Source organism: Pseudomonadota bacterium (assembly GCA_039033415.1).
Lineage (GTDB): Bacteria > Pseudomonadota > Gammaproteobacteria > Xanthomonadales > SZUA-38 > JANQOZ01.
The window spans coordinates 44,252-69,766 of record JBCCCR010000018.1 but is presented as its reverse complement, the minus strand read 5'-3'; the positions used below and the strand labels follow the sequence as shown (position 1 = coordinate 69,766).

The window sequence follows — 25,515 nt, the reverse complement described above, 5'->3', positions numbered from 1 at the left end:
CGTCAAATGACCCAACGACTCAGCACGTTGCTGATCGCCGGCGCCACCGCGTGCGTGCTGGCTGCGCCGGTTGGCGCACAAACGCTCGACCAGCTCCTGGACGAGACCAAAGCGGCTGCCAGCCGCCAGACCGCTGAAAATAAGCAGCGTGAAGACACCTTCCGAGCCAACCGCAACCAGCAGCGCCAGCTTCTGTCCCAGGCTCGGGCCGCGCTCCAGGCCGAGGAAGACAAGTCAGATCGGCTGAAGAACGCGTTCGACGAAAATGAACAGACGCTCGCTGAACTCGAAACCGTCCTCAATGAGCGCATGGGGAACCTCGGTGAGATGTTTGGCGTCGTTCGGCAGGTATCGAACGACTTTAAGGGCAAGGTTGAGGGCTCGATCGTCAGCGCCCAGCTCCCGGGTCGCGAGGAGTTTCTCGGCACGCTGGCCCAGCGCAAAGAGCTGCCCAACATCCCGGAGCTACAGCAGCTTTGGTATGAGGTCCAGCGGGAGCTGACCGAGCAGGGCAAGGTGACCAAGTTCACGGCCGACATTCTGCGTCCGAACGGCGAGATCGACCGCGCGCAGGAAGTCACGCGAGTCGGCGTGTTCAACGCGATCTCCGGCGGCAAGTTCCTGCAGTGGCAGGAGCCGTCCACCGACCATAAGCAAGGCATTCTGGCTGAGCTCGAGCGCCAGCCCCCGGGTCGTTTCCTGGGCCTGGTCGGCGGGTTTGAGGGTGCTGCGGCAGGCACCGCCGAGCCGATGGCGGTCGATTTTACCCGCGGCGTGATTCTGTCCCTGGTGGTTCAGACCAAGACCTGGGCTGAGCGCCTGGGTATCGGTGACGGAGTGCTCTCTGAGATGGGTGACGCGGGCCTGATCGGCTACGTGATTATGGCCATCGGCCTGCTCGGACTCGCGGTGGCGGCCTTCCGGGGCGTGCTGCTGTTCACCAAAGGCATGGCCATCAGCAGCCAGCTCAAGAAATCTGCGCCCGACAGTGGCAACGCGCTCGGCCGGGTCCTGGCGGTTTACGCCGAAAACCCCGATGCCGACGTTGAGACGTTAGAGTTGAAACTGGACGAGGCAATTCTGCGGGAAACCGGACCTTTGGAGTCGGGCTTGAGCTTCATCAAGATGCTGTACGTGATCGCACCGCTGCTGGGTCTGCTCGGCACGGTGGTCGGTATGATCGGGACCTTCCAGGCCATCACCCTGTTTGGTACCGGCGATCCGAAGATGATGGCAGGCGGCATTTCCCAGGCACTCATCACCACGGTGTTGGGCCTGTGTGTGGCGATTCCGCTCACCTTCCTGCACAGTCTGCTGCAGAGCCGCTCGCGCGCTCTGATTCAGATCCTCGAAGAGCAGAGCGCCGGTATCGTCGCTCGCATTGCGGAGAAGCAGGATGGCGTGGCTGTCTAACATTTCGACCAACCTTGCCGAGTTCATCGAGCTCGGCGGGGGGGTGTTATGGGCCATCATGGCGGTTTTGCTGCTGATGTGGACCTTTATTTTGGAGCGCATGTGGTACTTCAAAATGGTGCACCCCCGACGGATGCGCCAGGTCATCAGCGCCTGGGACGCCCGGGTCGACACCAACTCATGGCACGCCCGTCAGATTCGCCAGGCGATGATTTCGGAAGTGAGCAACGACATGGGCCGCAATATTTTGCTCGTGAAAACGTTGATTGCCCTGTGTCCGCTGCTCGGCCTGCTGGGAACGGTCACCGGTATGCTGAACGTTTTCGACATCATGGCCATCACCGGGACCGGCAACGCCCGCGCGATGGCGTCTGGCGTGTCCAAAGCGACCGTTCCGACCATGGCAGGCATGGTCGCGGCCCTTTCCGGGGTCTACTTCGGCACCCGCTTTGAGTACTGGCACAAAACCGAAACCCATAAATTAGGGGACCTGATGCAGCGCCACTGAGCGCCGCCGGATCCCAACCGAACGAGGAAAGCCCGATGCGACGTCGACACGGCCAGGAAGACGATACCGAAATCAATATTACGCCCATGCTGGACATTGTGTTCATCATGCTGATCTTTTTCATCGTGACCACCTCGTTTGTTAAGGAGTCGGGAATCGATGTGAGCCGCCCGACCGCCAACACGGCGGAGAAGAAAACCAAGGGCAGTATCATGATTGCGATCAGCGAGAACGGTGAGGTCTGGATGAACAAACGGCGGGTTGAGGTGCGGGCTGTCCGCGCCAACGTGGAGAAAGCCCACGCCGAGAACCCCGAGGGCAGCGTGGTGATCATCGCTGACGACAAGTCTGCCACCGGTATTTTGGTTTCGGTGATGGACCAGGTGAAGCTGGCTGGAGTGAACGCCATTTCGGTAGCGGCTGAAAAACCCGGGAGGTAATCATGGTAGCGATGCAGGACAACGTGCGGACCGGAATTTGTCTGCTGCTGGCGGTAGCGGTCACGGTCTCCCTGTTTCTCTTCATGCAGTATCTGATCTCGGGTGGCCCTGGGCTGGGCGACAAAGGCGACGTACCACCGGGGATCCGGTTTGGGCCGATCGATCTTGAGGAGGACCTGAACGTCAAGAACCGCGAAGTGCCCAAGAAGCCGCCGCCGCCGAAAGATCCGCCGCCACCGCCGAAGATGAACGTGCAGAACATGGATCGGGTGGTGACACCGATGCCGAACATGAATATGCCGAAGCTGGACGTGCCGGTCAGCGGTAGCGGCCCGTTCCTGGGCGGCTTCGGTGCCGGCGACGCCAACTCCGAGGGGGACATCATCCCGCTGGTCCGGATCCAGCCGCAGTATCCGCGGCGGGCGGCGATCGCGAAGATCGAGGGTTACGTGACCGTCGAGTTTACGATTACCGAATCGGGTACCGTGACCGATCCTTCGGTGGTGGATTCCAAACCCCCTCGAGTGTTTGACCGCGAGGCGATTCGCGCGATCCTCAAGTGGAAATTTAAGCCGCGGGTGATCGACGGTACGGCGGTTGCCAGGCGGGCAACCCAGACCCTCGAATTTAAACTCGCTGATACCTGATAACCCTCCGGCTGTCGCTAATCCAGGCAGCCGGTGCCGTCTCAAGTGGAGATCAGAATGACCAAAACTCGACTGTTTCGCCCCTCAGCGCTCAGCCTGGCGTTATGTTTGTCGCTCGCCCTCGCGCTGCCCCTGACCTCAGTCTTGGCCCAGGAAGATGCCTCCACCCGTGAGCCGCCGGCCGCCGTGTGGAAAAACGAGCGCAACTTCAACGCGGTGCAGAAGGCTTGGGAGCTGGTTGCAAACGAGGAGTACGCCGAGGCAAAAATTGAGTTCGCCGAACTGGTCGAGAAGATCAAAGACCCCTACGAGCGATCGCAGGCGATGTTTGGACTCGCCCAGGCACAAATGGCGTCGGATGATTTCGACAGCGCGCTGAAGCTTTACGAGCAGATCGTCGAAATGGACGTGTTGCCCAACCAGCCCCACTTTGACGCCATGTTCCAGATCGCTCAGCTCTACTACATGCGTGAGCGCTACGATGATTCCCTGCGCTGGATCGACAAGTGGCAGGAAGAGTCCGGCCAGGTCAAGGTCGAGGCCTACGAGCTGCGGGCGTCGATCTATGCTCAACGCGACGACTTCGTCAAAGCCCTGGAAAACATCGACATCGCCATCGGGATGTCGGACGCGCCGAAAGAAACCTGGTATCAGCTGAAGCTGGCGATGCACTACGAGCTGAAGCAGTTCCCCGAGTCGCGGGAGACGCTTGAGATCCTGCTGCGCGGCTGGCCTGAAAAAAAGCAGTACTGGACGCAGCTTTCTTCGATCAACGTGACGCTCAAAAACGATAAGGAAGCGCTGGCGCTCCTCGCGCTGGCACACCGACGCGGAATGCTTGAGACCGAGCAGGAGCTGATCCAGCTGTTCAGCCTCTATGGCTATTTGGAGCTGCCTGTCAAAGCGGCAGAAATCCTGTCCGAGGGTCTCGAAAGCGGGGTGATTGAACCGACGCAGAAATACTGGGAGCAGCTGGGTAATGCCTGGTACGCGTCGCAGGAGCTCGATAAGGCGGTCGTGGCGCTGGCCAACGCCGCAGAACTCTCGCTGGACGGCAAGCTGGATATGCAGGTGGCTCACATTCTGATCGATAAGGAAGACTGGGGTGCGGCCAAAAAGTCGCTTACCGCGGCCATCGACAAAGGCGGGCTCACCGAAACCCAGACGGGCAACATGTATGTGCTGCTGGGGATGGCGGAGCTGAATACCGAGAACACCAGAGCCGCTCGGACCGCCTTCCAGACCGCCCGCAAGTATGACAAGACGCGACAGAGCGCCCAGCAGTGGCTGAACCACCTGGACGAATTGTCGAAGCGTTCGGGCCCCTGAATCAGCTCGATCAGGGTTGCCCTGACTGGGCCTACCTGGATCAGACTTTAAGGGCAGCGGTGAGCGATCACCGCTGTCTTTTTTTTGGGCGGTCCACGTCCAACCGAGCAAACCGTTGAGCGCCTCACCCGCAACCGACCCGCTGATCGAGCAGTTTGTCGATCAGCTCTGGGCGCGAGATGGAGCCGCCGAGAACACGCTGGCCGCGTACCGCTTCGATCTGAGCGGCCTGTCGCTCTGGCTTGCGGCGCGGGAACACACGCTGCTGACCGCGGAGCGAGGGGATCTACTGGAGTATCTCGGGCGCCGCGCTCAAATCGGCTTCAGTCTGGCCTCTAATGCCCGCCTGCTGTCGTGCTTGCGGGTGTTTTATCGGTTTCTGCTGGATAGCGGGCGGCGCAGCGATAACCCCAGCGAACGAATCGAGGCCCCAAAGCTCCGCCGCCCTTTGCCCGGCGCTATCTCCGAGGATCAGGTGGAGCGCCTGCTGGCAGCGCCCGATGTGACCACCGCGCTGGGCCTGCGTGATCGGGCGATGATTGAGCTGCTCTACGCCACCGGACTGCGCGTGTCCGAACTGGTCAATCTCAAAGCGTCGGAAATCAGCACGCGACAGGGCGCGGTCAGGGTCGTGGGCAAAGGCAGCAAGGAGCGCCTGGTGCCGATCGGCGAAGCCGCGCTCCACTGGCTGACGCGCTACCTGGAAACCTCACGCCCTGACCTGCTCGGGGACCGAAGCTGTGAGGCGGTGTTCGTCACGCGCCGCGGCGCCGGCATGACCCGGCAAGCGTTCTGGCACCTGATCCGTCGGCACGCGCAGCAGGCGGGCATCGAGGACCACCTGTCGCCGCACACGCTGCGCCATTCGTTTGCCACCCATCTGTTGAATCACGGCGCAGACCTGAGGGTTATCCAGCTGCTGCTCGGTCATGGCGATCTGTCGACCACACAGATTTACACCCATGTGGCCACCGATCATTTGTCGGAGCTGCATCGCAAGCACCACCCTCGGGGGTGACCCGTTGGCCGGTTCCGGCGGCACTTTTCCGCCGAGTATCGGGTCAACCACGCCGCGCACGAGGCAAAATGCTAAGGTAGCGGAATTTTTCGGGGCCAAACCGGTCCCACGAGCGAACATCAACGTAGTGAACACCATGAACAGAAAGACTCTGCTGCTGGTCATCGCCAGCCTCATCTCCTCAGTCGCGATGGCCCAGCCTGGCGTGTCGGGCAGCGAATCTGCCGTGCGCGCGGCGATGCAGCGACTGGTGCCGGACGTCCAGATCGATTCCGTCAAACAGGCACCTTTTGCCGGCTTCATGGAGGTGCTGCTGGGGGCCCAGCTGGTCTACGTGTCGAACGACGGCAAGTATCTAATCGACGGGCAGCTGATCGAAATGGCCACCCGGCGCAACCTGTCGGAGGCCAGCAAAGGTGCGGTGCGCAGTAGCCGCCTGGAAGGCGTGACCGATGGTGAGCGGATCCGGTTTGCGGCCAACGGCGAAAAGAAGCATCGAATTACCGTGTTCACCGACATCGACTGTGGTTACTGCCGACGGCTTCACGACCAGATCGCTGAATATAATCGTCTCGGCATTGAGGTCGACTACCTGTTTTTCCCGCGTGCCGGTCTAGGCTCTCACTCCTTCGATAAAGCGGTCTCCGTCTGGTGTGCTCCGGACCAGAATGCGGCAATGACGCTCGCCAAGTCGGGCGAAGAGCCTGCGGCGGCGCAGTGTGACAACCCGATCGAAAGCCACTATAACCTGGGTCGGGAGCTGGGGGTCACCGGGACACCGGCACTCGTCACCGATAGCGGCACGCTGATTCCTGGGTATGTTCCGCCGGCTGATCTGATCGTGCGTCTCCAGCAGCTGGCGACGCCCTAGACCGCCGCCCGGATTCTGACGCTGCGGGCGGGGCTAGCTCCCTCCCACGGCGGCCGCAAGAGCCGCACCAAAACCCCGTCTTTTGAACGGCCGCGAAGCGGCCTGGGTCGCCCGCGGGCACTGGATTCCGGTATCATCGGGCCTGCTCCGGCTTCGGGTTTTCCTCACCAGATGATTGGCCGCACGAATGGCGTGAACGCCTCGAGTCAGACCGTCTTATGCTCCGGTCAGATCGTCGTTCCGCCGCAAATCCCGAGGTTCTGACCAGATGCTGCTGCGCTGCCTCTCCGGAGCCCCGTACCTGTCGGTGTTTCGGCTGGAGAAAATCAATCGTCAGCTGTCCGCCCGGGCTGCCGCCCGTGGCGGTGGTGCCGTGCCGGAGCTGATGGAGGCGAGGGAGGTCTTCCTGGCCGCGACTACTCGATCGGCGGCCCGCACGGTGAGTGACGCCCACTGGGTTGAGCTGTCCTCCCTGCTGGGCGCACGCGACGAGATCTCCCTGGAATCCCAGGATCACAGCATGGTGTTTGTGTTGCCCCGGGAAGGCACGATCAGCCCCTGGTCGAGCAAAGCCACAGAGATCGTCCGGGGCTGCGGCCTTGGCTGGGTCAGACGGGTGGAACGCGGAGTCCGCTACCAGTTTGCTGCACCCGTTCGCCAACCGCTCGAGACGCTGCACCTCCACGACCGAATGACCTCACAGGTGTTGGCGGACCTGACCGGGGTGAGGGCCCTGTTCGAACAGGGCAAACCGCAGCCGGTTGGCCGGGTGGCGGTGTGGCGGCTGGGCCGTGAGGCACTCGTCAGCGCCAATCGCGCGCTGGGTCTGGCGCTCGCAGAGGACGAAATCGATTACCTCACGGCCGCCTACGGTGAGCTCGGCCGGGACCCGACAGACGCCGAGCTGATGATGTTTGCGCAGGCCAACTCGGAGCACTGCCGTCACAAAATTTTTAACGCCGACTGGCGGGTTGACGCTGTGTCGGCGGAGCGCTCGCTGTTCGGCATGATCCGCAACACCCACGAGCGTTTTGCTGATGGGGTACTCAGCGCCTACAGCGACAACGCGGCGGTGGTCGAGGGAAGCACCGCCGAGCGCTGGATGGTCGACCCGAAAACCCAGCGCTATGTCAGCCGGCGGGAACCCAGTCACTTCATGATCAAGGTCGAAACCCACAACCACCCGACGGGTATCTCACCCTACCCAGGGGCGGCGACGGGTTCCGGCGGCGAGATCCGCGATGAAGCGGCCACCGGGCGCGGCGGCAAACCCAAAGCCGGGTTAACCGGGTTTTCTGTCGCCGATCTACACTTGCCCGATAACCCGCGCCCGTGGGAGGAAGACACCGCCCGACCGCCCCACATGGCCAGCGCCCTGGAAATCATGCTCGAGGGGCCGATCGGTGCAGCGAGCTTCAACAACGAGTTTGGTCGCCCGGCGCTCTGCGGCTACTTCCGATCCTTTGAAGCGCGGCTGGGTGGAGTTGCCTACGGTTATCACAAGCCGATCATGCTCGCCGGCGGCATGGGGAGTATCGGCCCGCACGCGGTGCTGAAAAAGCCGCTCAAGCCTGGCCATCATGTGCTGGTGCTAGGTGGTCCGGCGCTGCTGATTGGTCTCGGTGGTGGCGCCGCCTCGTCGATGAGCAGCGGGAGCTCCGACTCAGAGCTCGACTACGCTTCGGTGCAGCGGGACAACCCCGAAATGCAGCGACGGTGCCAGGAGGTCATCGATCGGTGCTGGGCGCTGGGCGAGGACAATCCGATCGAGTCGATTCATGACGTCGGTGCCGGCGGTTTGTCCAACGCGATCCCCGAGCTGCTGAATGATGCCGAGCGCGGGGGCATGCTCGAGCTGCGTCGAATCCCGCTGGGTGACTCCGGCCTGTCGCCGATGCAGATCTGGAGCAACGAGGCCCAGGAGCGCTACGTGCTGGGCGTCGCGGAGTCGGGGCTGGCGCTGTTTCTCGCGTTCTGCCAGCGAGAGCGATGTCCGGTAGCCAATCTGGGTCGGGCCACGAGTGAGTGCCACCTGCGCCTGAACGACGAGCTGCTGAATGAGCCGGCGGTGGATCTGCCGATGTCGGTGCTGTTTGGCAAGCCGCCGAAGCTAAGCCGGGACGTTCGTCGGCTGCCGCTACCCCTCAGCCGGCTGCCGCTGGCCGACATCAAGCTGGAACGGGCGCTGCTGCGGGTCTTGCGGATTCCTTCGGTCGCCAGCAAGCGCTTTCTGATCACCATCGGTGACCGCACGGTGGGTGGGCTGGTGAGCCGCGACCAGATGATCGGGCCGTGGCAGGTGCCGGTGGCGGACTCCGCGGTGACGCTGGCGGATTTTCATGGACACGCCGGCGAGGCGATGGCGGTTGGCGAGCGCACGCCCATAGCATTGCTGGACGCACCCGCGGCCGCCCGGATGGCGGTGGCGGAGGTGGTCACCAATCTGGCGGGCAGCGGCATCGGCCGGCTGTCCAGGATCAAGCTGTCGGCCAACTGGATGGCGGCCGCCGGCGCCGCGGGGGAGGACGCACGTCTCTTCGACGCGGTGAAAGCGGTCGGCATGGAGTTTTGCCCCAAGCTGTCGCTGACCATTCCGGTCGGCAAAGACTCGCTGTCGATGCAAACCGTGTGGACCGATGAAACGGGGCAGGAGCAGCGCCGCCGGGCGCCGCTGTCGCTAGTCGTGAGCGGCTTCGCGCCGGTGGCGGACGTGCGCCGGGCGCTGACGCCGCAGCTGAAGGTGGACGCACTGCATCCGCTGCTGCTGGTGGAGTTGTCGGCCGGCGCGCAGCGGTTGGGCGGCAGCGCGCTGGCCCAGGCTTACGGCACCGTCAGCGCAGAAGCGCCAGACGTACAGCCGGAGCCGCTCGGAATCTTTTTTGAGCTGATCACCTCACTCAACGCACAGCGGCTGCTGCTGGCATACCACGACCGCTCGGACGGCGGCGCCGTCACCTGCGCGCTCGAAATGGCCTTTGCGGCGCGCTGCGGACTCGATATCGAGGTGCCCGACGATGCCAACGCGCTGCCCTGGCTGTTTAACGAAGAGGCGGGCGCGGTGATCCAGGTCCGCGCCGACAATGTCGACCATGTGACGCAGGCGTTCCACCGCCGTGGGCTGGCCTGCCAGCTGCTGGCCAGGCCGCGCAGCGACGGACAGGTGCTGATCAACCAGCAGGGGCGTACGCTGGTTTCGAGCACGCGCAGCGGGCTGCAGCGAGTCTGGGAGGAAACCAGCCACGCGGTTGCCCGGCTGCGCGACAACCCCGCCTGCGTCGATGAAGAGCGCGAGGCCATCGCCCAGAATTATCCCGGATTGAACCCTCATCTCAGTTTTGATCTCGATGAACTGCCCGATCAGGTCAGGCAGGCGCAGCGGCAGGATCACAAACCCCAGGTCGCCATTTTGCGCGAGCAGGGAGTGAACGGCCATACGGAGATGGCGGCGGCGTTTCACTTCGCTGGCTTTACGCCCGTCGACGTACACATGACCGATCTGATCGAGGGGAAGGTGCGGCTCGAACAGTTCAGCGGTCTGGCTGCGTGCGGCGGGTTTTCCTACGGCGATGTGCTCGGTGCCGGTCAGGGCTGGGCCAAAGCGATTCTGCACCGCGCGGATTTGCGCGCCCAGTTCGCTGATTTTTTCCGCGACCCGGACCGATTTGTGCTCGGCGTCTGCAACGGCTGCCAGATGCTGTCCGCGCTGCGCGAACTGATCCCCGGCAGTGAGGGCTGGCCGCGGTTTGTCAGAAACCGGTCGGAGCAGTTCGAGGCTCGGTTGAGCCAGGTTGAAATCACCGACTCACCGTCGGTCCTGCTGCAGGGCATGCAGGGGTCACGCCTGCCTGTGGCCGTGTCTCACGGTGAGGGCCGGTGCCTCTTTGAGTCGGAGGCAGGCGTCGGCCAGCTGGGTCGGCGGCTGGCGCTGCGGTTCGTTAAGTCCGACGGTCGGGCTGCCCGGCGGTATCCCGAAAATCCGAACGGGAGTCCCGGCGGAATCACCGGGGTGTGTAATGCTGACGGGCGCGTAACCCTGATGATGCCCCACCCCGAACGCGTGTTCCGCACCGTCCAGCACTCGTGGGCGCCGGGCGACTGGCCGGACTACGGTCCGTGGACAAAGATGTTCCTCAACGCAAGAGCGTGGCTCAAATGAGCGAAACGTCGCCCGCCACGGTCACGCTGAAGGGCTTCCTGCTCCGGGCGTTGCTCTGGCTGCCGCTCGCGTTCTTTTTCTGGATTCTATGGCGCCAGCTCTTTGTGGTTCCGGTCACGGTGCTGGTGGACCTGCTGCTGACCGGTATCTGGCCAGAACAGTTTTACAACGTCGTCCAAAATGGCCACGAGCTGGAGGCTGAGGTGCTCATGGCCATTCCGGAAGAGCAGATGCGGCCGGGCCAGGGGCAACCGGTGGTCGCCATTCCGGTCAACCCGCTGATCTATGGTTATGGTCTGCCGCTCTTCGCCGGGCTGGTGATCTGTACGCCTTTGAGCCACCTCACGCGAACGCTGCAGATCCTGGTGGGGTGGCTGGTGATTGCGCTGGTCCAGTCGTGGGGCAGCATCTGGGAGACCTTCAAAACCTTGCACTTCCAGCTCGGCGCAGAAGGGGCTGCCGTGATGGCTGAGGTGGGTATCGGGCCGTCACCGACCGCGCTGGCCTATCAGTTTGGTTACCTGATTATTCCCAGCGTGGTGCCGGTGATTCTCTGGCTGCTGCTCAATCGAGCATACATCGAATCCCTGGTGCCGCAGCTTGGCGGCCTCGGTGGGCGGGGACGCGCTTAGGTCGCGTTGAAGTTTGTCGGTTGAGGCCATGGCGGCCGTTGTTCGCTTGAAATGGAGAGGCGGAACAATCCGCAACGAACTCGTGACCGGCATAGCTGTCAGAATATTTCAACAATGCCGATAAGAACAAGCGCTTTGGGACCGCGGAGCGCTGATGGGACACAGTGATCATGGCAGACACAGCACGGGATGAAGCCGGCAACGCGGATGATGCGTTACCGGAGCAGTTAAGCGAGTTCGATCAAGAGCTTTGTTCGGCGCTTGTAGAGGCCGGGCGGCTACGCGACGCTGACGTGGTGAAGGCGCAGCGGCTGGCGGCGGAGAGCAACGACAATTTTGTCGGGCTGCTGGTGCGGCTCGGGCTGGTCTCTGAACGTGATGTGGCAGAGACCACGGCCGGCCTGCTCGATCTCAAGCTTATGAGCAGCAAAGACTTCCCCGAGGTACCGCCCGCGGTGGACCTTCCCATGCGGTTTATGCGGGAACGCCACGTGGTGCCGCTGGCCGAGCAGGGGGATACCGTCTTACTGGCGATGGCCAATCCACGGGACGACTACGCCATGCGCGCGGTCGGCATGGCGCTGAACCGCCAGATCCAGCCCGCGGTGGGAATCCAGTCGGAGATCGACGACGTCATCGAGCGTTATTTTGGCGGCGGCCGCAGCGCCATGGGCCAGATTGTCGAGAATCTGACCGACGAGGTGGCGGCCGGCGAAGACGATGTCGAGCACCTGCGTGACCTGGCCTCTGAGGCGCCGGTGATCCGGCTGGTCAACCTGATCATGCAGCGCGCCGTGGAGTCGCGCGCCTCCGATATTCATATCGAGCCTTTCGAGAACCGGCTGAAGGTGCGCTACCGCATTGATGGCGTGCTGCAGGAAGTGGAGGCGCCGCCGTCCAGCTCAACCGCGGCCGTGATCAGCCGAGTCAAGATCATGGCAAAGCTGAACATCGCCGAACGCCGGCTGCCTCAGGATGGCCGCATCATGCTCCGGGTGCAGGGCAAGGAGCTTGATCTGCGGGTATCCACGGTGCCGACGGCCCACGGCGAAAGCGTGGTCATGCGTATCTTGGACCGGGAGAGCGTTGTATTCAGCTTTGACAAGCTGGGGTTCCGTGAGCCGGTGCTGAGTCAGTTTAACGAGGTGCTGGATCTGCCTCACGGCATCATTCTGGTCACCGGCCCCACCGGTAGCGGTAAGACCACAACGCTCTACACTGCGCTGTCCCAGATCAACACACCGGAACGCAAGATCATCACCGTTGAAGACCCGGTGGAATACCAGCTCGAAGGCGTCAATCAGATTCAGGCCAAGCAGAGCATCGGGCTGGACTTCGCGGCTGCGCTTCGTTCGATCGTTCGCCAGGATCCGGACGTGATCATGATCGGCGAGATGCGAGACCTGGAAACGGCCAAAATTGCGATTCAGTCGGCGCTGACGGGCCACCTGGTGCTGTCCACGATTCACACGAACGATGCGCCGGGTGGGGTCACCCGCCTGCTGGACATGGGGGTGGATGATTACCTGCTGACCTCCACGGTCACGGGCATCCTGGCTCAGCGGCTGGTGCGACGCCTGGACCCCGATTCTCGGGAACCCTACGAGGCGCTCCCCGAAGTGGTTGAGGAGCTCGAGCTGGCCCGGTACACGGACCAGACCCCGATCCAGTTATACCGGGCCGTCCCGTCAGACAATACGCCGACGGGCTACGTCGGCCGAAGCTCAATCTTGGAATTTCTGCGCATGACCGACCCGCTTCGGCGCCTGGTCATGCAGCATGCGGACGCCTCCAAGATCATGGATATGGCCCGCGAAGAGGGCATGCGGACGATGTACGAGGACGGGCTGGCCAAGTGTGTCGCCGGGCTGACCACCGTTGAGGAAGTGCTGCGGGTCACGCAGGAAAACTGATGCCCACCTTTCGCTACAAAGCGGTCTCTCCCAGCGGCGAAACCCTGTCGGGGCAGATGGAGGCGGGCAGCAGCGTCGAGGTGATCGCCAAGCTGCAGGAAGCGGGCAACATTCCCATCAATGCCCAGGAGGCCGGGCAAGGTGTCGGCCTTGGGCTGGGAGATCTGCTCGGTGGTGGCAGTCGGGTCAAAAGCGCTGAGATCGGGCGCCTGACGCAGCAGCTGGCGACCCTGCTCGGCGCAGGCCTGCCGCTGGATCGGGCCCTGCAGATACTGGAGGAACTGGGGGAGAGCGAACCGCTGAAGAAGCTGATTAAGGCGATCCGGGATCAGGTCCGCGGGGGCTCGCCGCTGTCCGATGCGCTGGAGCAGCAGCACGGCGTGTTTTCTCGCCTCTACATTAATATGGTGCGAGGTGGCGAGACCGGCGGCACGCTGGACACAACGCTCGCCCGCCTGGCTGAATACCTCGATCGCTCCAAGGCGCTCAAAGACAGCATCGTCTCGGCCCTGATCTATCCAGCGCTCCTGCTCATCCTCGCCATTGGCTCGCTGCTGGTGCTGCTGGCCTACGTGGTGCCGCAGTTCACCCCGATCTTCGAGGATCTGGGCGAAGACCTGCCGGGTATCACCTCTATGGTGCTATTCGTCGGGCGCGTGATCCAGGATTACTGGTGGGCGCTCATTGGTGGCACGCTGCTGCTGGCCGTGTACGTGCAGCGCCAGCTGGGGCAAGCCGAAAGCCGACGCTACTGGGATCAGCGGTTTCTGAAACTGAAGGGTGTCGGCGGGCTGATCCGCAAAGTCGAAATGGCCCGTCTGTCCCGGACGGTTGGGACGCTGCTGACCAACGGTGTGCCGCTCCTGAACGCGCTCTCCATCGGCCGGGCCGTGCTCGGCAATGCGGTGCTGGCTGACGCGGTGGACGTGGCCAGCAAAGAAGTCAAAACCGGCGGCGCCATGGCCCACGCGTTGGCGGGTACCGGCGAGTTTCCGCGCCTGGCGCTGCAGATGATCAGCGTCGGTGAGGAAACGGGGCGGCTCGATGAGATGCTGGTCGATGTCGCCGACGCTTACGATTTGGAGGTCAAAACGGCTGTGGAGCGAATGATGGCGCTGCTGGTGCCGCTGCTGACCATGGCCCTTGCCGTACTCATCGCCGTGATCATCATCGCGGTCATGCTGCCCATATTGCAGGTCACTGACCTGGTCTGAAGAAAGTAAAGAGAGGTTGTGATGAAAAATCGAAAATCCCCCGTACGCCGCGGTCAACGTGGTTTCAGTCTGCTGGAGCTGCTCGTGGTCCTGGTCATCCTCGGCCTGTTGGCGAGCCTGGTGCTGCCCAACGTTTGGGGACGTCTGACCGGTGCCAAGTTCAAGGCCGCCAAGGCCCAGATTACGGTGATTCAGCAGAACATCGACGCTTTTGCGCTCGACGTGGGTCGGCTGCCCGATTCGCTTTCGGAGCTGGTGGAGAAGCCCGGCAGCGCGGAGTTTTGGAGCGGCCCATACGTCGCCTCCAGCGTGCTCAAAGATCCGTGGGGTAACGACTGGGTGTATCGCAAGCCCGGCGAGAAAGGGGCCTATGACCTGATCACCTATGGGGAAGACGGCTCGCCGGGCGGCGAGGGCACTTCCGGCGATCTGAGTAACTGGGACTGAGTTGCTCTCCCGGCACCACAACGCGGCGTATCACCGCCGACAGCGGACCGACGGGTTTTCTCTCGTCGAGCTGCTGGTGGTGCTGGTGCTGGTTGGGCTGCTGGCGAGCCTGGTGGGCGGATCGGTGTTCCGGAACCTGGACGGGGTCAAAACCCGGCAGGCCGGCAAGGATCTGGTGAGCGCGTTGCGCTACACGCGAGGCCAGGCCATCGTGACCCGCGAGGAGCAGACCCTGGCGGTGAACGTCGAAAAGCGCACGTTCAAATCGCCGGAGAAAGAGCCGGTGGTGCTGCCAGACGGCGTCGACGTGACGCTCAAGACCGCGTCGTTTGATCTCGAGGGTACCGTCGGACGCGTGCGGTTTTTCCCCGACGGCAGCTCGACCGGCGCCCAGATCACGCTGACCGCGGGCAGCCGCAGCTGGCTGATCAGCGTCGGCTGGCTGACCGGCGAGATCGAGCTCACCGAAGGGGCGCCTACCTGATGGCGACCTTTCCGGCGGGGCGGCAGCGCGGTTTTACGCTGCTCGAAGTCTTGGCGGCGTTTGTGGTGTTTGCGCTGCTGTTTACCACGACCCTGCAGATCATGTCCGCGTCGATGCGCAACGTGACTCGATCCGCCGACTACTCACAGGCCGCCCTGTGGGCGCAGACCCGCATGGACTCGGTGGGTATCGATCCGGCAATTGAAGAGGGCTTTTGGGATGGTGAGTTTGACGACAACTTCAGCTGGACGCTGGAGATTCAGCCCTACCAGGTGCTCGACGAGCTGTCGGCGTCGCTGGAAGAGTCACCGGTTGATCTCTACTACGTGGAGCTGACGGTCATCTGGGGTGAGAACGACGAGCGCCGTGCCGTGTTTAAGACCCTTCGCTCGGCGACGCCGGTGCGAGGCCGATGAGAACTCGTACGCTTCGGCGTCCGCCCGCCGCCGGGCAGTCGGGCTTTACGCTGATCGAGCTGCTCATGGCGATCACGCTGATGGCGATGGTGATGACCTTGGCCTATCAGGGGCTGCGGGCGGGTACCCGCGCCGTCAGCAGTGGAGAAGACCTGGTCGACCGCACGAACCGGCTGCGGATTGTGCAGCAGTTTGTGCGCAATCAGGTGGGCCGCATGCTGCCGCTGGCGCTTGAGAGTGAAGAGGATGACGAGGACACGCTGGGTGTGGTGCTGTTTGAAGGCAGCGATGACACCATGCGGTTTGTCGCACCCATGCCCGGCTATCTGAGCCGCGGCGGGCCGCATGAGCAGGTCCTGGCGCTGCGCCGGGGGCCCGAGGGACTGGAGCTGCTGTTCGCCTTTCGCCTGCTGGGCAGTTTTGAGGATGGCGACGCGCTCGAAGACGGCGAAACCCCGCCGACGGTGCTGCTCGAAGGTATCGATCGCGGTCGCTTTGAATACCTGACGGTCGATGATGAGGGTGAACCCACCGAGTGGCTTGACGAGTGGGAGGACGGTTCGTCCACGCCGCTGCTCGTGCGTCTCGACTTCGAGATGACCAACGGCAGCCGGCTGGTCTGGCCGACCATGGAGATCGCGCCGCTGCTGGACGGCACCGCGGTGCGCAGCAATCGGGGCAACGTGATCCCCAACCAGCCAAACCGGGTGCAAGACCCTGATCGACCCATCCGCAGGACGACGGACCTGTGATTCGTCAACGCGGCTTAGCGCTGGTCATCGTGATGTGGCTGAGCCTGCTGCTCACCATCTTGATCGGCAGCTTTGCGATTGTGGCCCGGACCGAAAATCTTCAGGCGCGCCATCTGTTTGATACCACGCGAGCCTGGTACGCCGCTGAGGCCGGTCTGCACCGCGCGGTGTTTGAGCTGCGCAATCCGGATCTGGAGTCACGCTGGTTTGCCGATGGGCGCACCTACACGGTGGAATTTGAGGGGGCCACCGTCGAGATTGCGGTCACCGATGAAACCGGCAAGATCGATCTGAATGTCGCTGACGAGCTGCTGCTGACCTCGCTGTTTGAGTCAGCGGGAGTCAGTCCGGAGGAGAGCCCCTTGCTGGTGGACGCGGTGCTGGACTGGCGCGATCCGGACGACCTCGTCCGCCTCAACGGGGCGGAGGACGACGACTACGAGGCGGCTGACTATCCTTACGGCGCCAAAGACGGCCCCTTTTCTTCGGTCACCGAGCTGCAGCAGGTTATGGGGTTCAACTACGAGCTCTATACGCTGCTGGAACCTGCGATCACCGTCTTTACCGGCCGCGCCCGACCCGACCCGGCGTTTGCGCCGCAAGAGGTCCTGATGACCATCGACGGGATGACCGAAGAACTGGCGACCGAGTTTATCGAACAGCGGGAACAGATCGAAGATTTCGGGGTCCCACTGCCCATACTGCCCGACGGCACGGAAGCGGTGGCTCGCGCCGGTAGCTATACCTATAGCATTCGGGTAAAAGCCACCCTGGAAAACGATGCCTGGGCGGAGCTCGAGGCCACTATCAGACCCGGCGGAGCCATTCAGGGGCGGCCGTTCCGGATCGTTCGCTGGAAGGACTCCTGATGACCAAGTGCGGGACGATTGCCCACAGGGCGCCAGCAAACAACAACGAAACCCACTAGCAGAATGTTTGGAAAATTACTTCAAAACCTCCGCGCTCAGCCCTGGTACCGACAGCTCGTCGGTTTCCTGACCTGGTGGAAGGTGCAGCTGATCGACAGCCTGCCTCCCCGGCTGCGCGAGCTGTTTGCCGGCGGCTCCACCCGGCTGCTGGCCAGGATGGCCGGCGGTGAAGTGCTGCTGTGGCGGGACGGCGATGCCGGCGGCGACGAAGAATCCAAAGCGCTGGGGACCTTCCGTCTGGAAGACGACAACGACGCGGCGCGGCAGACGGTGCAGGCGGCGCTGGCCCGCTTCGATGGTGAGACGCCCCAAACCTTTTTCCTGGTCGAAGAGTCGGAGGTGCTGATTCACCGCATCAACGTGCCTGCGGCCGCCGAGGAGAACCTGCGCCAGGTCCTCACCTATGAAATGGACAAGAACACGCCGTTCACCGCCGATCAGGTGTGTTTTGACTATCGCATCGTGGAGCGCCAGGGTGCGCTTCTGCGGGTCGAGCTTGTGGCGGTGCCTAAGCCGCTGCTGGAGCGTATCCATAAGGGGCTCTCGGAGCGAGGCATTGCGCTTCACGGCGTGGACGTTGGCCGGCAGCGCGAGGGTGGTGTGCTGGCGCTGATGGGCGTCAATCTGCTGGACGGTTCCCTGCGGGCCAGCGTCAATCGCCGGCAGCTGCACATCAACCTGGGCCTGGCAGCCCTGTGCCTGCTGCTCCTCTATGGACTGATGTGGCAGTCGCTGGCGGCCAAGCAGCAGGCGATCGAGGCGTTTCAGGTTCGAACCAACGACGCGCGGGTCGCCGCGCAGCAGGTGGCGGAGCTGCGTTCGGAGCTGTCGGAGGCTCGCGAGGCCGCCTCGTTTCTCAGCGAGCGCAAGGCCGGCAATCCAGTGGTGATGAACGTGCTCCAGTCGGTGACGCGAGCCATGCCGGATGACGTGTGGATTCAGCGCATGCAGGTAACACAGGGCAAGGTCCAGCTCACGGGCCAGGCCACCGAGGCCTCAGCGTTGATCAGCCTGCTGGGCGAAGCGCCGTGTCTGAAAGACCCAGCGCCCAAAGGGGCGTTCACGCCGGACGCCAAGACCGGTAAGGAACGCTTCACCATCGAAGTATTTGTGGACTGCAACGGACAGGAAAATGGCGCAGCTACTGCCGGATGAGAATCGCCAAAAGCCGCTGGCGTGGATGCTCCTCGTCGTGGCGCTGATCCTCGTCTACTGGGTCGGTTTTCGCTGGTACTTCGATCGCCAGGGTGAGCTCAACACGCAGATCGAGCAGCTTCAGAGCTCGCAGGCGCGCTTCCAGGGCCTGCTGGACCAGGGACCGGCGCTGGAGCGGGAACTGACCGAGGTTCGCGAGCTCCAGAACGAGGCAGATTTTTTTCTGCAGCAGAAAAATACCTCCCTGGGTTCAGCGGAGCTGACCAACCGGCTCAAGGAGATGATCCGCACCCACGCGAGCGAAAAAGACTGCCAGGTGATCTCCAACCAAAACATGCGCGTGCGGGACAAGGAGCGGTTTGAGCGCGTCACCAACAAGGTCCGGCTGCGCTGCGAGGTGGAAGATCTCAGCAACATCTTCTACCACCTGGAAAACGGCACGCCGTATGTTTTTCTGGACAACGTGAGCGTTTACCGCCAGATTACGCGCCGCCGACAGGGACGAGAAACCGTTCAGCAGCAGATTTTGGACGTGCGCTTCGACCTTTCCGGGTACCTGAGAACAGCACCCTGACACGACCATGAAACCGGACAAAGCCATATTCCTCGCGCTGCTCGGCGGCTGTACGCTGCTGGCCGCGGCTATCGTCAGCGTGGTGCTGGGCGTGGGGCAGGGGATTCGCCCGGCGCCGGCCATGAGCGCGGCGGGGGTTGCCGCGGGTCCCGACGACGGCAAAGGCGAGTTTCAGCTGCCGGCGTTTGACACCTACGCGGAGGTCATCAATCGCCCGCTGTTCAACGAAGACCGCCGGCCGATGGTGAGTACGGAGGAAGCCGGTGGCCCAGACGATGAGACTCAGGTTGTCGAGGAGCCAAAGGTCGAGCTGAACGTGGCCGTGACCGGCATTATCATCACGCCCGAGACCCAGCTCGCCATGGTGACCAACAACGTGACCAAAGAGATGCTGCGGATGAAGGTCGGGATGGCGCTCGACGGGGACCAGTCGAGCTGGACCCTGACCGGCATCGAGCCACGGCGGCTGGTGTTCAGCGGCGGCAGTCAGGGGACAGCGGAGGTCAAGCTGGAGACCTTCACGCAGGCGCTGAAGGGCGGCGCGCCGCCGCCGCCGCGGCGCAACGTGGTCACGCCGAACAAACCCAAGACGGAAGAGGGCGCAGCGTCGGCGACCAACCGCTCCCAGGCTGACTCCGACTCAGATCGGGCGGCACGGGCCGAAGAGATACGCCGTCGGGTGGCCGAGCGGCGGGCGCAGCTCAGGGAAGAAGCCGAACGGAGACGGGCTGAGGCAGGAATGGAGGCAGAATCGGATGAAGACGATGATTAGTATAAAAACCAGAATAATCACGCCTCTGACGCCGCTGCTCGCCGCGATCACGCTGCTGGCGGGCTGTGCTTCGCGAACGACGGGGCTGGTGGACGACGGCAGCCAGGGTGACGCCGCAGGCCGGCCGCAGGCGGAGGCGCGAGCCAGCGACTCGGCTGAGATTGCGCTGGGAGGCGGCTCGGACGAGACGCCCGTCGACCCGGGGACCGAAAAGGTGCAGCTGTTTGAGGGCACCGGGGAATTCTTTGATCGGGCTGCGGCCGCCCGGCGCCCGGACGATCCGGGGGAAGACGGCGAGGTGGTGTTCAACTTCGAGGGCCAGCCGCTGCAGGAGGTAGTCAAAGCGATCCTGGGTGATCTGCTGTCGGAAAACTACGTCATCGCCCCCGGGGTGAGCGGCACGGTCACGTTTTCCACCGCCAAGCCCATTCGCCAGGAGCAGGCGTTGGCGGTGCTGGAGATGCTGCTGAGCTGGAACAATGCCGCGCTGGCCTACTTTGACGGCCGCTATAACGTTATGCCCCTGGCCAACGTGATCAAAGGACAGCTGGTTCCGACCACCGCATCGGCGGCCGGCCAGCGGGGCTACGAGGTGCGGGTGTTCCCGCTGGACTACATCGCACCGGCGGAAATGCAGAAACTCCTCCAGCCCTACGCTCGCGACGCGGCGTTTGTTGCGGTCGATAATCCGCGCGGCCTGCTGGTGCTGGCCGGAACCCGGCAGGAGCTGGCGAACTACCAGCGCACAATCGATATCTTTGACGTCGACTGGCTGGCCGGGATGTCGGTGGGTATCTACGCGATTCAACGGGTTGAGGCGGCGACGGTAGTCACCGAGCTGGAGAGCGTGTTCGGCGAAGGCGCGGGAACGCCGCTCGCCGGCATGTTTCGCTTCCTGCCGATCGAGCGGCTCAACGCGATTGTGGTGATCACCCCGCAGGTCAAATACCTGGAAACCGCCTCGGAGTGGATCGACCGCCTGGATCGGGGCGGCGCTGAAGGGGCCGGCACGCGGCTCTATGTGTATAAGGTCAAGAACGTGAAGGCGACCGATCTGTCCGATACCCTGAATGACGTATTCGGCGGCAGCGGGTCGGGCTCGTCGTCGCAGGGACGCCGCGGTACGGCCGACCCCTTCGCGCCGGGTATTCAAACCGGCGAAATCACCTCGATCAACGACGCCCGCCGGGAGCGCCAGCAGGCGTCCGGGGGTGCTGACCGGGCGCCGGGCAATAACGCGGGCGGTGCCCGCGATGGCGGGGTAGCGCTCGTCGACGGTGAGGAGATCCGGATCACGGCGGTCGAAGAACAGAACTCGCTGCTGATCCGCGCCACGCCCGGTCAGTACGAAGCGGTCCTTGGCGCGATCAAGCGGCTGGACACCGAGCCGCTCCAGGTGCTGGTCGAAGTCAAGGTCTACGACGTTGAGCTCAACGACTCGCTGACCTACGGTGTGCAGTGGTTCTTCGAAAACAGCGTCGGGTCCGATTTTGACGACGGCGGCGACGGTGGGACGGTCGCCAAGGGCATCTTCGACTCCAGCGGTAGCGCGAGCCCCGATCGGGCGGGCAGCCTGAGCGGATCGGGCTTTGCCTACCAGATCACCGGGGTGGACGTGAGTGCACTGGTGTCGCTGCTGGAAAACGAAACGACGGTCACGGCCATTGCGGCCCCGTCGATGCTGGTGCTGAACAACCGCGAGGCGAACATCAACGTCGGTGATCAGATCCCGGTGAACTCACCGGTCTTCAATACCGGCGCCGGCAATGACCTGGCGACAACGCGGGTTCAGTTCCGCGACACGGGTGTCACGATGAATGTGGTGCCCCGCGTCAATCCGGGTGGGCTGGTCTTTCTCGAAATCCGGCAGGAGGTGAGTTCGCCCGGTGCGCCTAACACCGCGGATCCCAACGGGAACGTGCCGGTCAGCCAAACGCGGCTGGACACCGAGGTGGCGGTCCAGAGCGGCGAGACCATCGTTCTTGGCGGCTTGATTCAGAATAGCGATCGGCGCGGCCAGTCTGGCCTGCCGGTGCTCAGCCAGCTGCCGGTGGTCGGCGGCCTGTTCGGCACCTCCACCCGAGAACAAACGCGTAACGAGCTGCTGGTGGTGATCAAGCCCACAGTGGTCGCCAACATGTCTGAAGCCCGCGAGGTCAGCGAGGAGTACCGCAAGATGATGCGCGGTATCCAAGGTTTTGACGTCGCCAGCGGCGTCGATAATTAGCAGTGTGTCGAAAAACGCCGTTTTTCGGCGCGCTGCAACCGGCACAGGGATGTGCCGGCATTTTCGATGGCTGCGAGCCATAGAAAATGTGAGCCAAGTGAAAATCGCATTTTTCACTTGGCGTTGTTGAAACAGCCATGGATGGCTGTTTCAACAAACTGCTACCAAAACCCACGACAGAACGAAGGAACTGCCATGAAAATGATCGCCGTAGTGCTGCTGCTGGCACTCGCCGGCTGCGCCACCGCGCCGGACGCGCCACAAACGCTGGACGAGCGCGTCCAGAACAAATGGGATCTGTTGGTTGCCGGCGACTACATAGCGGCCTACGAGTACTACTCGCCGGGCTATCGGAGCGTCACGAGCCTCGACAGGTTTCTGCAGGCGATGTCCAGCCGCTCGATACCCTGGCTCGGCGCCCGCCTGCGCGACACGGGCCCCTGCGAAGCGGAGACCTGTCCAGCGCGAGTCGAGCTCGATTATCGGGTCATTCCGAGGGTCCCTGGTGCAAAGCCCTTCGAATCGACTAGAATCGTGCACGAGAGCTGGATCAAGCAAAACAACCAGTGGTTTTACGTTCCGAAGCAGTAAGTTTTGCACGATCTTGGGGGGAGTTTTTGACCGATTTTTCGCCCAAATTCCGCCTGAGCTGGGGATTGCGTCACCCAGTTCTTTGTCGTACCATGACGTCGCTCTTGCCTATAGTAAGCAAAAATTTTGGCAAGTTTTGCCACTGAAATGAATTCAAAGTCGCCCTGTACTTTGTTTTAGGAGTGTTGTGATGAAGAGAAATACCTTAACCAATGCCGTACTGGCTGGAATCGGCGGTGTTGCCGGTCTCGCCGGTATCGCTAATGCAGTTAACCTGAATCCCGACGGACTGGGTGAAGTTCTCATCTATCCGTACTACACCGTCAACGGTGGCAACGACACGCTGCTTTCTGTCGTTAACACCACTGACACCGTAAAGGCCGTCAAGGTTCGCTTCGTAGATTCTAAGAACTCTCGCGAAGTGCTTGACTTCAACCTGTACCTGTCTCCGTTTGACGTCTGGACCGGTGTTGTTACCGATCCTGATGGTGATGACAGCGGCCTGGCTGCGGTTGCAACGGCTGACCAGTCCTGCACCGTTCCGTCTTTCTTCACCCAGAACGACGGCACGCTGGCTGGCGGTATCCCGTTTGTAAACTTCAAGACCATCCGTTTTGACGAATTCACCGGCGTCGACAACTCTCCGGAGCGGACCCGTGAAGGTCACTTTGAGATGATCGAGATGGGCGTGGTTGACGAGACCGTCGACACCGACGTTACCGGTCTGGAAGCCGCTGCTATTCACGGCCCCGACGGTATCCCCGACGATTGTGGTGCGCTGGTCAGCGCATGGATCTTCGGCGGCGTCTGGAACGCTACCGGTTCTCGTGAAGCTGACACCGACGTTCGTTCACCGGAAGGTGGTCTGTTCGGTTCAGCATCTATCATCAACGTGCTGAACGGCACGCAGGTGGGCTACAACGCTGACGCGATCGCTGCTTTCTTCGATCCGACGGCTGGCACCGGCACCAACGGTGGTCCCGCTACGCTGCACGCTGACCCGGGTTCTGAATTGCCGACCCTTAACCAGGCCGACACCTCAGGCACCACCGGTGACGCTACGACCGTCCAGTCTATCGTTTTCGATAACGGCCGAATCGTAACCTCTTCTTGGGACGTGCTGGCTGCTAGCCCGGGTCCCGTAGACGCTGTTAGTGCTGTTTACATGCACGACAACATCTACAACGAGTACGCGATTGACTCCGTGCTGAACGGTGCTACCGAGTGGGTTAACACCTTCCCGACCAAGCGTTTCTACGTTGACCAAGATCCGGCCATCGCGCCGTTCACCGCTCCCTTTGACGATGACGACATCGCCGACGGCGCAGCTTGTGAAGAGATTGGCATCGCCTTCACCGATCGTGAAGAGGGTGACCCCGGCCAGGCTCCTGGTCAGGTGAACTTCTCGCCGTTCGATCCGGCTAACCCGCTGGTTCCGGTTCTGTGTTACGAGTCTCAGGTGGTTACCTTCGGTCAAGATCTGACCGCTGGTCCTTCAGAGATCCTGGGTTCTCCGAACGCACGTAACATCTCTACCGACACGGTCACCGGTGACACGTTTGAAAACGGTTGGGCCACGATCAGTCTGACGACCGATCCGCTCCACACCTACACGTCAACCGACGGCGACATCTACAACGGTCTGCCTGTAACCGGCTTCCAGATCACCGTGGTTCAAAACGGTACTCTGACGGACGCCTCAGGTAACTCCGTACTGTCGAACTACGCTGGCCTCTTTGGTCATCGTCACAGCCGCTCTATCGCGGGCAGCTAAGTTCGACCGCAAAAGACTTTACTGTCTTGAGAGAGGGGGCCTTCGGGCCCCCTCTTTTTTTTGCAACAATTTGGGTGAAAACCCTTTGTCGAACGTCTATTTACTGCAATATGCTAATCTTCTTCTAACAGGCGTTTTACCAAACATTAATGATGCCCCTGCAATGCTGTGCACCAATCGCCAATGGCCAATGGAATCATGACAAGTAAATTATTAACGGCGGGCCTCAGCGCTTCGCTGACCGCGATCTTTGCCGCCGGTCTGACCGTCGAGTCTGCTTCTGCACAGAGTGTGGTCCTGACGCTCGACGACGGACCATGCTCCATTCCGCTGCAGGCCAACAGTTCCGTAACGGTCGATGCAACCACCGGCAACCTCACGCTAGACGTGGACGATGCCAACCTGCCGACATGTTTTGGCACCCCGGGCGGCGCTCTCGACGTTGCGCTGACCCTTCAGCCGGATACGATTGACGCCGGTAATACGGTCGATGTGACTTGGAGCGTCACCGGTTTTGTGGCCGACGTGACGTCGTGTACGCCCACCGGCGGCACGCAGGCGTGGAGAGATGACGTCACCGAGTCACCCAGCGGGGGCTCTGGCACCTATTCACCGACCGGCACCACCTCTTTCATTCTTAACTGTCAGAATTCCGGAGGTTCCGATTCGGTTGACGTGACCGTTAACGGTGGCACTAGCGGGGGCCCCGATGGCTTCCCGCCGCCGCCGTCTTTTTGCGGTCCCGAGCCGGCAGGCCGCACCCTACCGTTCAATATTTTCAAAGACTTCGCCAGCAATCCTCCTGACGGTCAACCGAAAATCAACTTCGAGGGTGTCTGGGGCCCATTCCCCGGCTCTAACGAAGCCACGATATTCATCCCTAGAGGCGACTATGTTTCGCTCCCATTCGTGAGCGATGATGCGGTCGGCAAGGTTTGGGCGTTGACCTGGGTGGGTGGACCATCGAATGGCGACAACACACAGGTCAGCATCAGCCGATGCCCGGGTGACTTCGAAGGGGTCGGCTACACCGATGCGTTGTGTCTTGCCAGCGTTGGCTCGGAGGGTGCCACCATCGGGACGATTGTCGGGCCGGGTAACGCCTGCAGCATCACCGGAGATATCAACGACGTTTATTACATCAACATCCGGCATACAACCGCCCAGGGCGAAAACGCCTGTAATGATGGATCGACCTGTAGTTTCCTTGGGCGACCGCGTCGCCTGAACTAGCTCGCGTCCAACAACGCTAT

23 protein-coding genes are annotated in these 25,515 nt (G+C 62.4%); all 23 read left to right on the top strand.

Going from position 1 to position 25,515, the window contains the following annotated elements:
- The first annotated feature begins 6 nt into the window (after window positions 1-6).
- The 23 genes from AAF358_15710 to AAF358_15600 all read left to right on the top strand — a co-directional run bounded on the left by AAF358_15710 (window position 7) and on the right by AAF358_15600 (window position 25,495).
- Entirely contained in the window at window positions 7-1,413 is a 1,407-nt protein-coding gene (locus AAF358_15710) for a MotA/TolQ/ExbB proton channel family protein (GenBank protein MEM7707002.1), read from the top strand.
- Entirely contained in the window at window positions 1,397-1,921 is a 525-nt protein-coding gene (locus AAF358_15705; GenBank protein ID MEM7707001.1) for a MotA/TolQ/ExbB proton channel family protein, read from the top strand. Before AAF358_15710 ends, AAF358_15705 begins: the two co-directional genes overlap by 17 nt.
- A 35-nt stretch (window positions 1,922-1,956) precedes the next feature.
- On the top strand, window positions 1,957-2,361 hold the full coding sequence (locus AAF358_15700) for a biopolymer transporter ExbD (protein ID MEM7707000.1): 405 nt from the start codon (window positions 1,957-1,959) through the stop codon (window positions 2,359-2,361).
- Window positions 2,362-2,363: 2 nt separating this feature from the next.
- Window positions 2,364-3,008, top strand: a complete 645-nt coding sequence (locus AAF358_15695) for an energy transducer TonB (protein MEM7706999.1) — start codon at window positions 2,364-2,366, stop codon at window positions 3,006-3,008.
- Window positions 3,009-3,065: 57 nt separating this feature from the next.
- Window positions 3,066-4,337: a tetratricopeptide repeat protein gene (locus tag AAF358_15690; GenBank protein ID MEM7706998.1), complete on the top strand. Its 1,272-nt coding sequence runs from the start codon at window positions 3,066-3,068 to the stop codon at window positions 4,335-4,337.
- 115 nt (window positions 4,338-4,452) lie between these two features.
- The gene (xerD, locus tag AAF358_15685; GenBank protein ID MEM7706997.1) at window positions 4,453-5,355 is read left to right on the top strand and encodes a site-specific tyrosine recombinase XerD; all 903 of its coding nucleotides are present in this window, start codon (window positions 4,453-4,455) and stop codon (window positions 5,353-5,355) included.
- Window positions 5,356-5,491: 136 nt separating this feature from the next.
- Window positions 5,492-6,226 (top strand): DsbC family protein, encoded by a 735-nt coding sequence (locus tag AAF358_15680; protein MEM7706996.1) that lies wholly within the window; start codon window positions 5,492-5,494, stop codon window positions 6,224-6,226.
- A gap of 274 nt (window positions 6,227-6,500) precedes the next feature.
- Window positions 6,501-10,382, top strand: coding sequence for a phosphoribosylformylglycinamidine synthase (purL, locus tag AAF358_15675; GenBank protein ID MEM7706995.1), 3,882 nt, complete (start codon window positions 6,501-6,503; stop codon window positions 10,380-10,382).
- Window positions 10,379-11,014 (top strand): exosortase H-associated membrane protein, encoded by a 636-nt coding sequence (locus AAF358_15670; GenBank protein MEM7706994.1) that lies wholly within the window; start codon window positions 10,379-10,381, stop codon window positions 11,012-11,014. The genes purL and AAF358_15670 overlap by 4 nt, the downstream gene beginning before the upstream one ends.
- Before the next feature lie 170 nt (window positions 11,015-11,184).
- Window positions 11,185-12,927 carry a type II secretion system ATPase GspE gene (gene gspE / locus AAF358_15665; GenBank protein ID MEM7706993.1) on the top strand — a complete coding sequence of 581 codons (1,743 nt, stop codon included), beginning with the start codon at window positions 11,185-11,187 and terminating at the stop codon, window positions 12,925-12,927.
- Window positions 12,927-14,141 carry a type II secretion system F family protein gene (locus AAF358_15660; protein ID MEM7706992.1) on the top strand — a complete coding sequence of 405 codons (1,215 nt, stop codon included), beginning with the start codon at window positions 12,927-12,929 and terminating at the stop codon, window positions 14,139-14,141. Before gspE ends, AAF358_15660 begins: the two co-directional genes overlap by 1 nt.
- 21 nt (window positions 14,142-14,162) lie before the next feature.
- Window positions 14,163-14,588, top strand: coding sequence for a type II secretion system major pseudopilin GspG (gene gspG / locus AAF358_15655; protein MEM7706991.1), 426 nt, complete (start codon window positions 14,163-14,165; stop codon window positions 14,586-14,588).
- A gap of 1 nt (window position 14,589) precedes the next feature.
- A complete protein-coding gene (locus AAF358_15650; GenBank protein MEM7706990.1) occupies window positions 14,590-15,072 on the top strand; it encodes a GspH/FimT family protein in 483 nt (160 codons plus the stop codon).
- Window positions 15,072-15,488 (top strand): prepilin-type N-terminal cleavage/methylation domain-containing protein, encoded by a 417-nt coding sequence (locus AAF358_15645; protein ID MEM7706989.1) that lies wholly within the window; start codon window positions 15,072-15,074, stop codon window positions 15,486-15,488. The genes AAF358_15650 and AAF358_15645 overlap by 1 nt, the downstream gene beginning before the upstream one ends.
- Window positions 15,485-16,240, top strand: a complete 756-nt coding sequence (locus AAF358_15640; GenBank protein MEM7706988.1) for a prepilin-type N-terminal cleavage/methylation domain-containing protein — start codon at window positions 15,485-15,487, stop codon at window positions 16,238-16,240. The genes AAF358_15645 and AAF358_15640 overlap by 4 nt, the downstream gene beginning before the upstream one ends.
- Window positions 16,237-17,109, top strand: coding sequence for a type II secretion system minor pseudopilin GspK (locus AAF358_15635; GenBank protein ID MEM7706987.1), 873 nt, complete (start codon window positions 16,237-16,239; stop codon window positions 17,107-17,109). Before AAF358_15640 ends, AAF358_15635 begins: the two co-directional genes overlap by 4 nt.
- A 63-nt stretch (window positions 17,110-17,172) precedes the next feature.
- On the top strand, window positions 17,173-18,324 hold the full coding sequence (locus tag AAF358_15630; GenBank protein ID MEM7706986.1) for a PilN domain-containing protein: 1,152 nt from the start codon (window positions 17,173-17,175) through the stop codon (window positions 18,322-18,324).
- Window positions 18,302-18,898 (top strand): type II secretion system protein GspM, encoded by a 597-nt coding sequence (gene gspM / locus AAF358_15625; GenBank protein ID MEM7706985.1) that lies wholly within the window; start codon window positions 18,302-18,304, stop codon window positions 18,896-18,898. Before AAF358_15630 ends, gspM begins: the two co-directional genes overlap by 23 nt.
- Window positions 18,899-18,905: 7 nt before the next feature.
- Window positions 18,906-19,670: a hypothetical protein gene (locus AAF358_15620; protein ID MEM7706984.1), complete on the top strand. Its 765-nt coding sequence runs from the start codon at window positions 18,906-18,908 to the stop codon at window positions 19,668-19,670.
- The gene (gspD, locus tag AAF358_15615) at window positions 19,663-21,897 is read left to right on the top strand and encodes a type II secretion system secretin GspD (GenBank protein ID MEM7706983.1); all 2,235 of its coding nucleotides are present in this window, start codon (window positions 19,663-19,665) and stop codon (window positions 21,895-21,897) included. Before AAF358_15620 ends, gspD begins: the two co-directional genes overlap by 8 nt.
- Window positions 21,898-22,092: 195 nt before the next feature.
- Window positions 22,093-22,488, top strand: a complete 396-nt coding sequence (locus AAF358_15610) for a hypothetical protein (protein ID MEM7706982.1) — start codon at window positions 22,093-22,095, stop codon at window positions 22,486-22,488.
- A gap of 190 nt (window positions 22,489-22,678) precedes the next feature.
- On the top strand, window positions 22,679-24,262 hold the full coding sequence (locus AAF358_15605; GenBank protein MEM7706981.1) for a hypothetical protein: 1,584 nt from the start codon (window positions 22,679-22,681) through the stop codon (window positions 24,260-24,262).
- 198 nt (window positions 24,263-24,460) lie between these two features.
- On the top strand, window positions 24,461-25,495 hold the full coding sequence (locus tag AAF358_15600) for a hypothetical protein (GenBank protein MEM7706980.1): 1,035 nt from the start codon (window positions 24,461-24,463) through the stop codon (window positions 25,493-25,495).
- The last annotated feature ends 20 nt before the right edge of the window (window positions 25,496-25,515 follow it).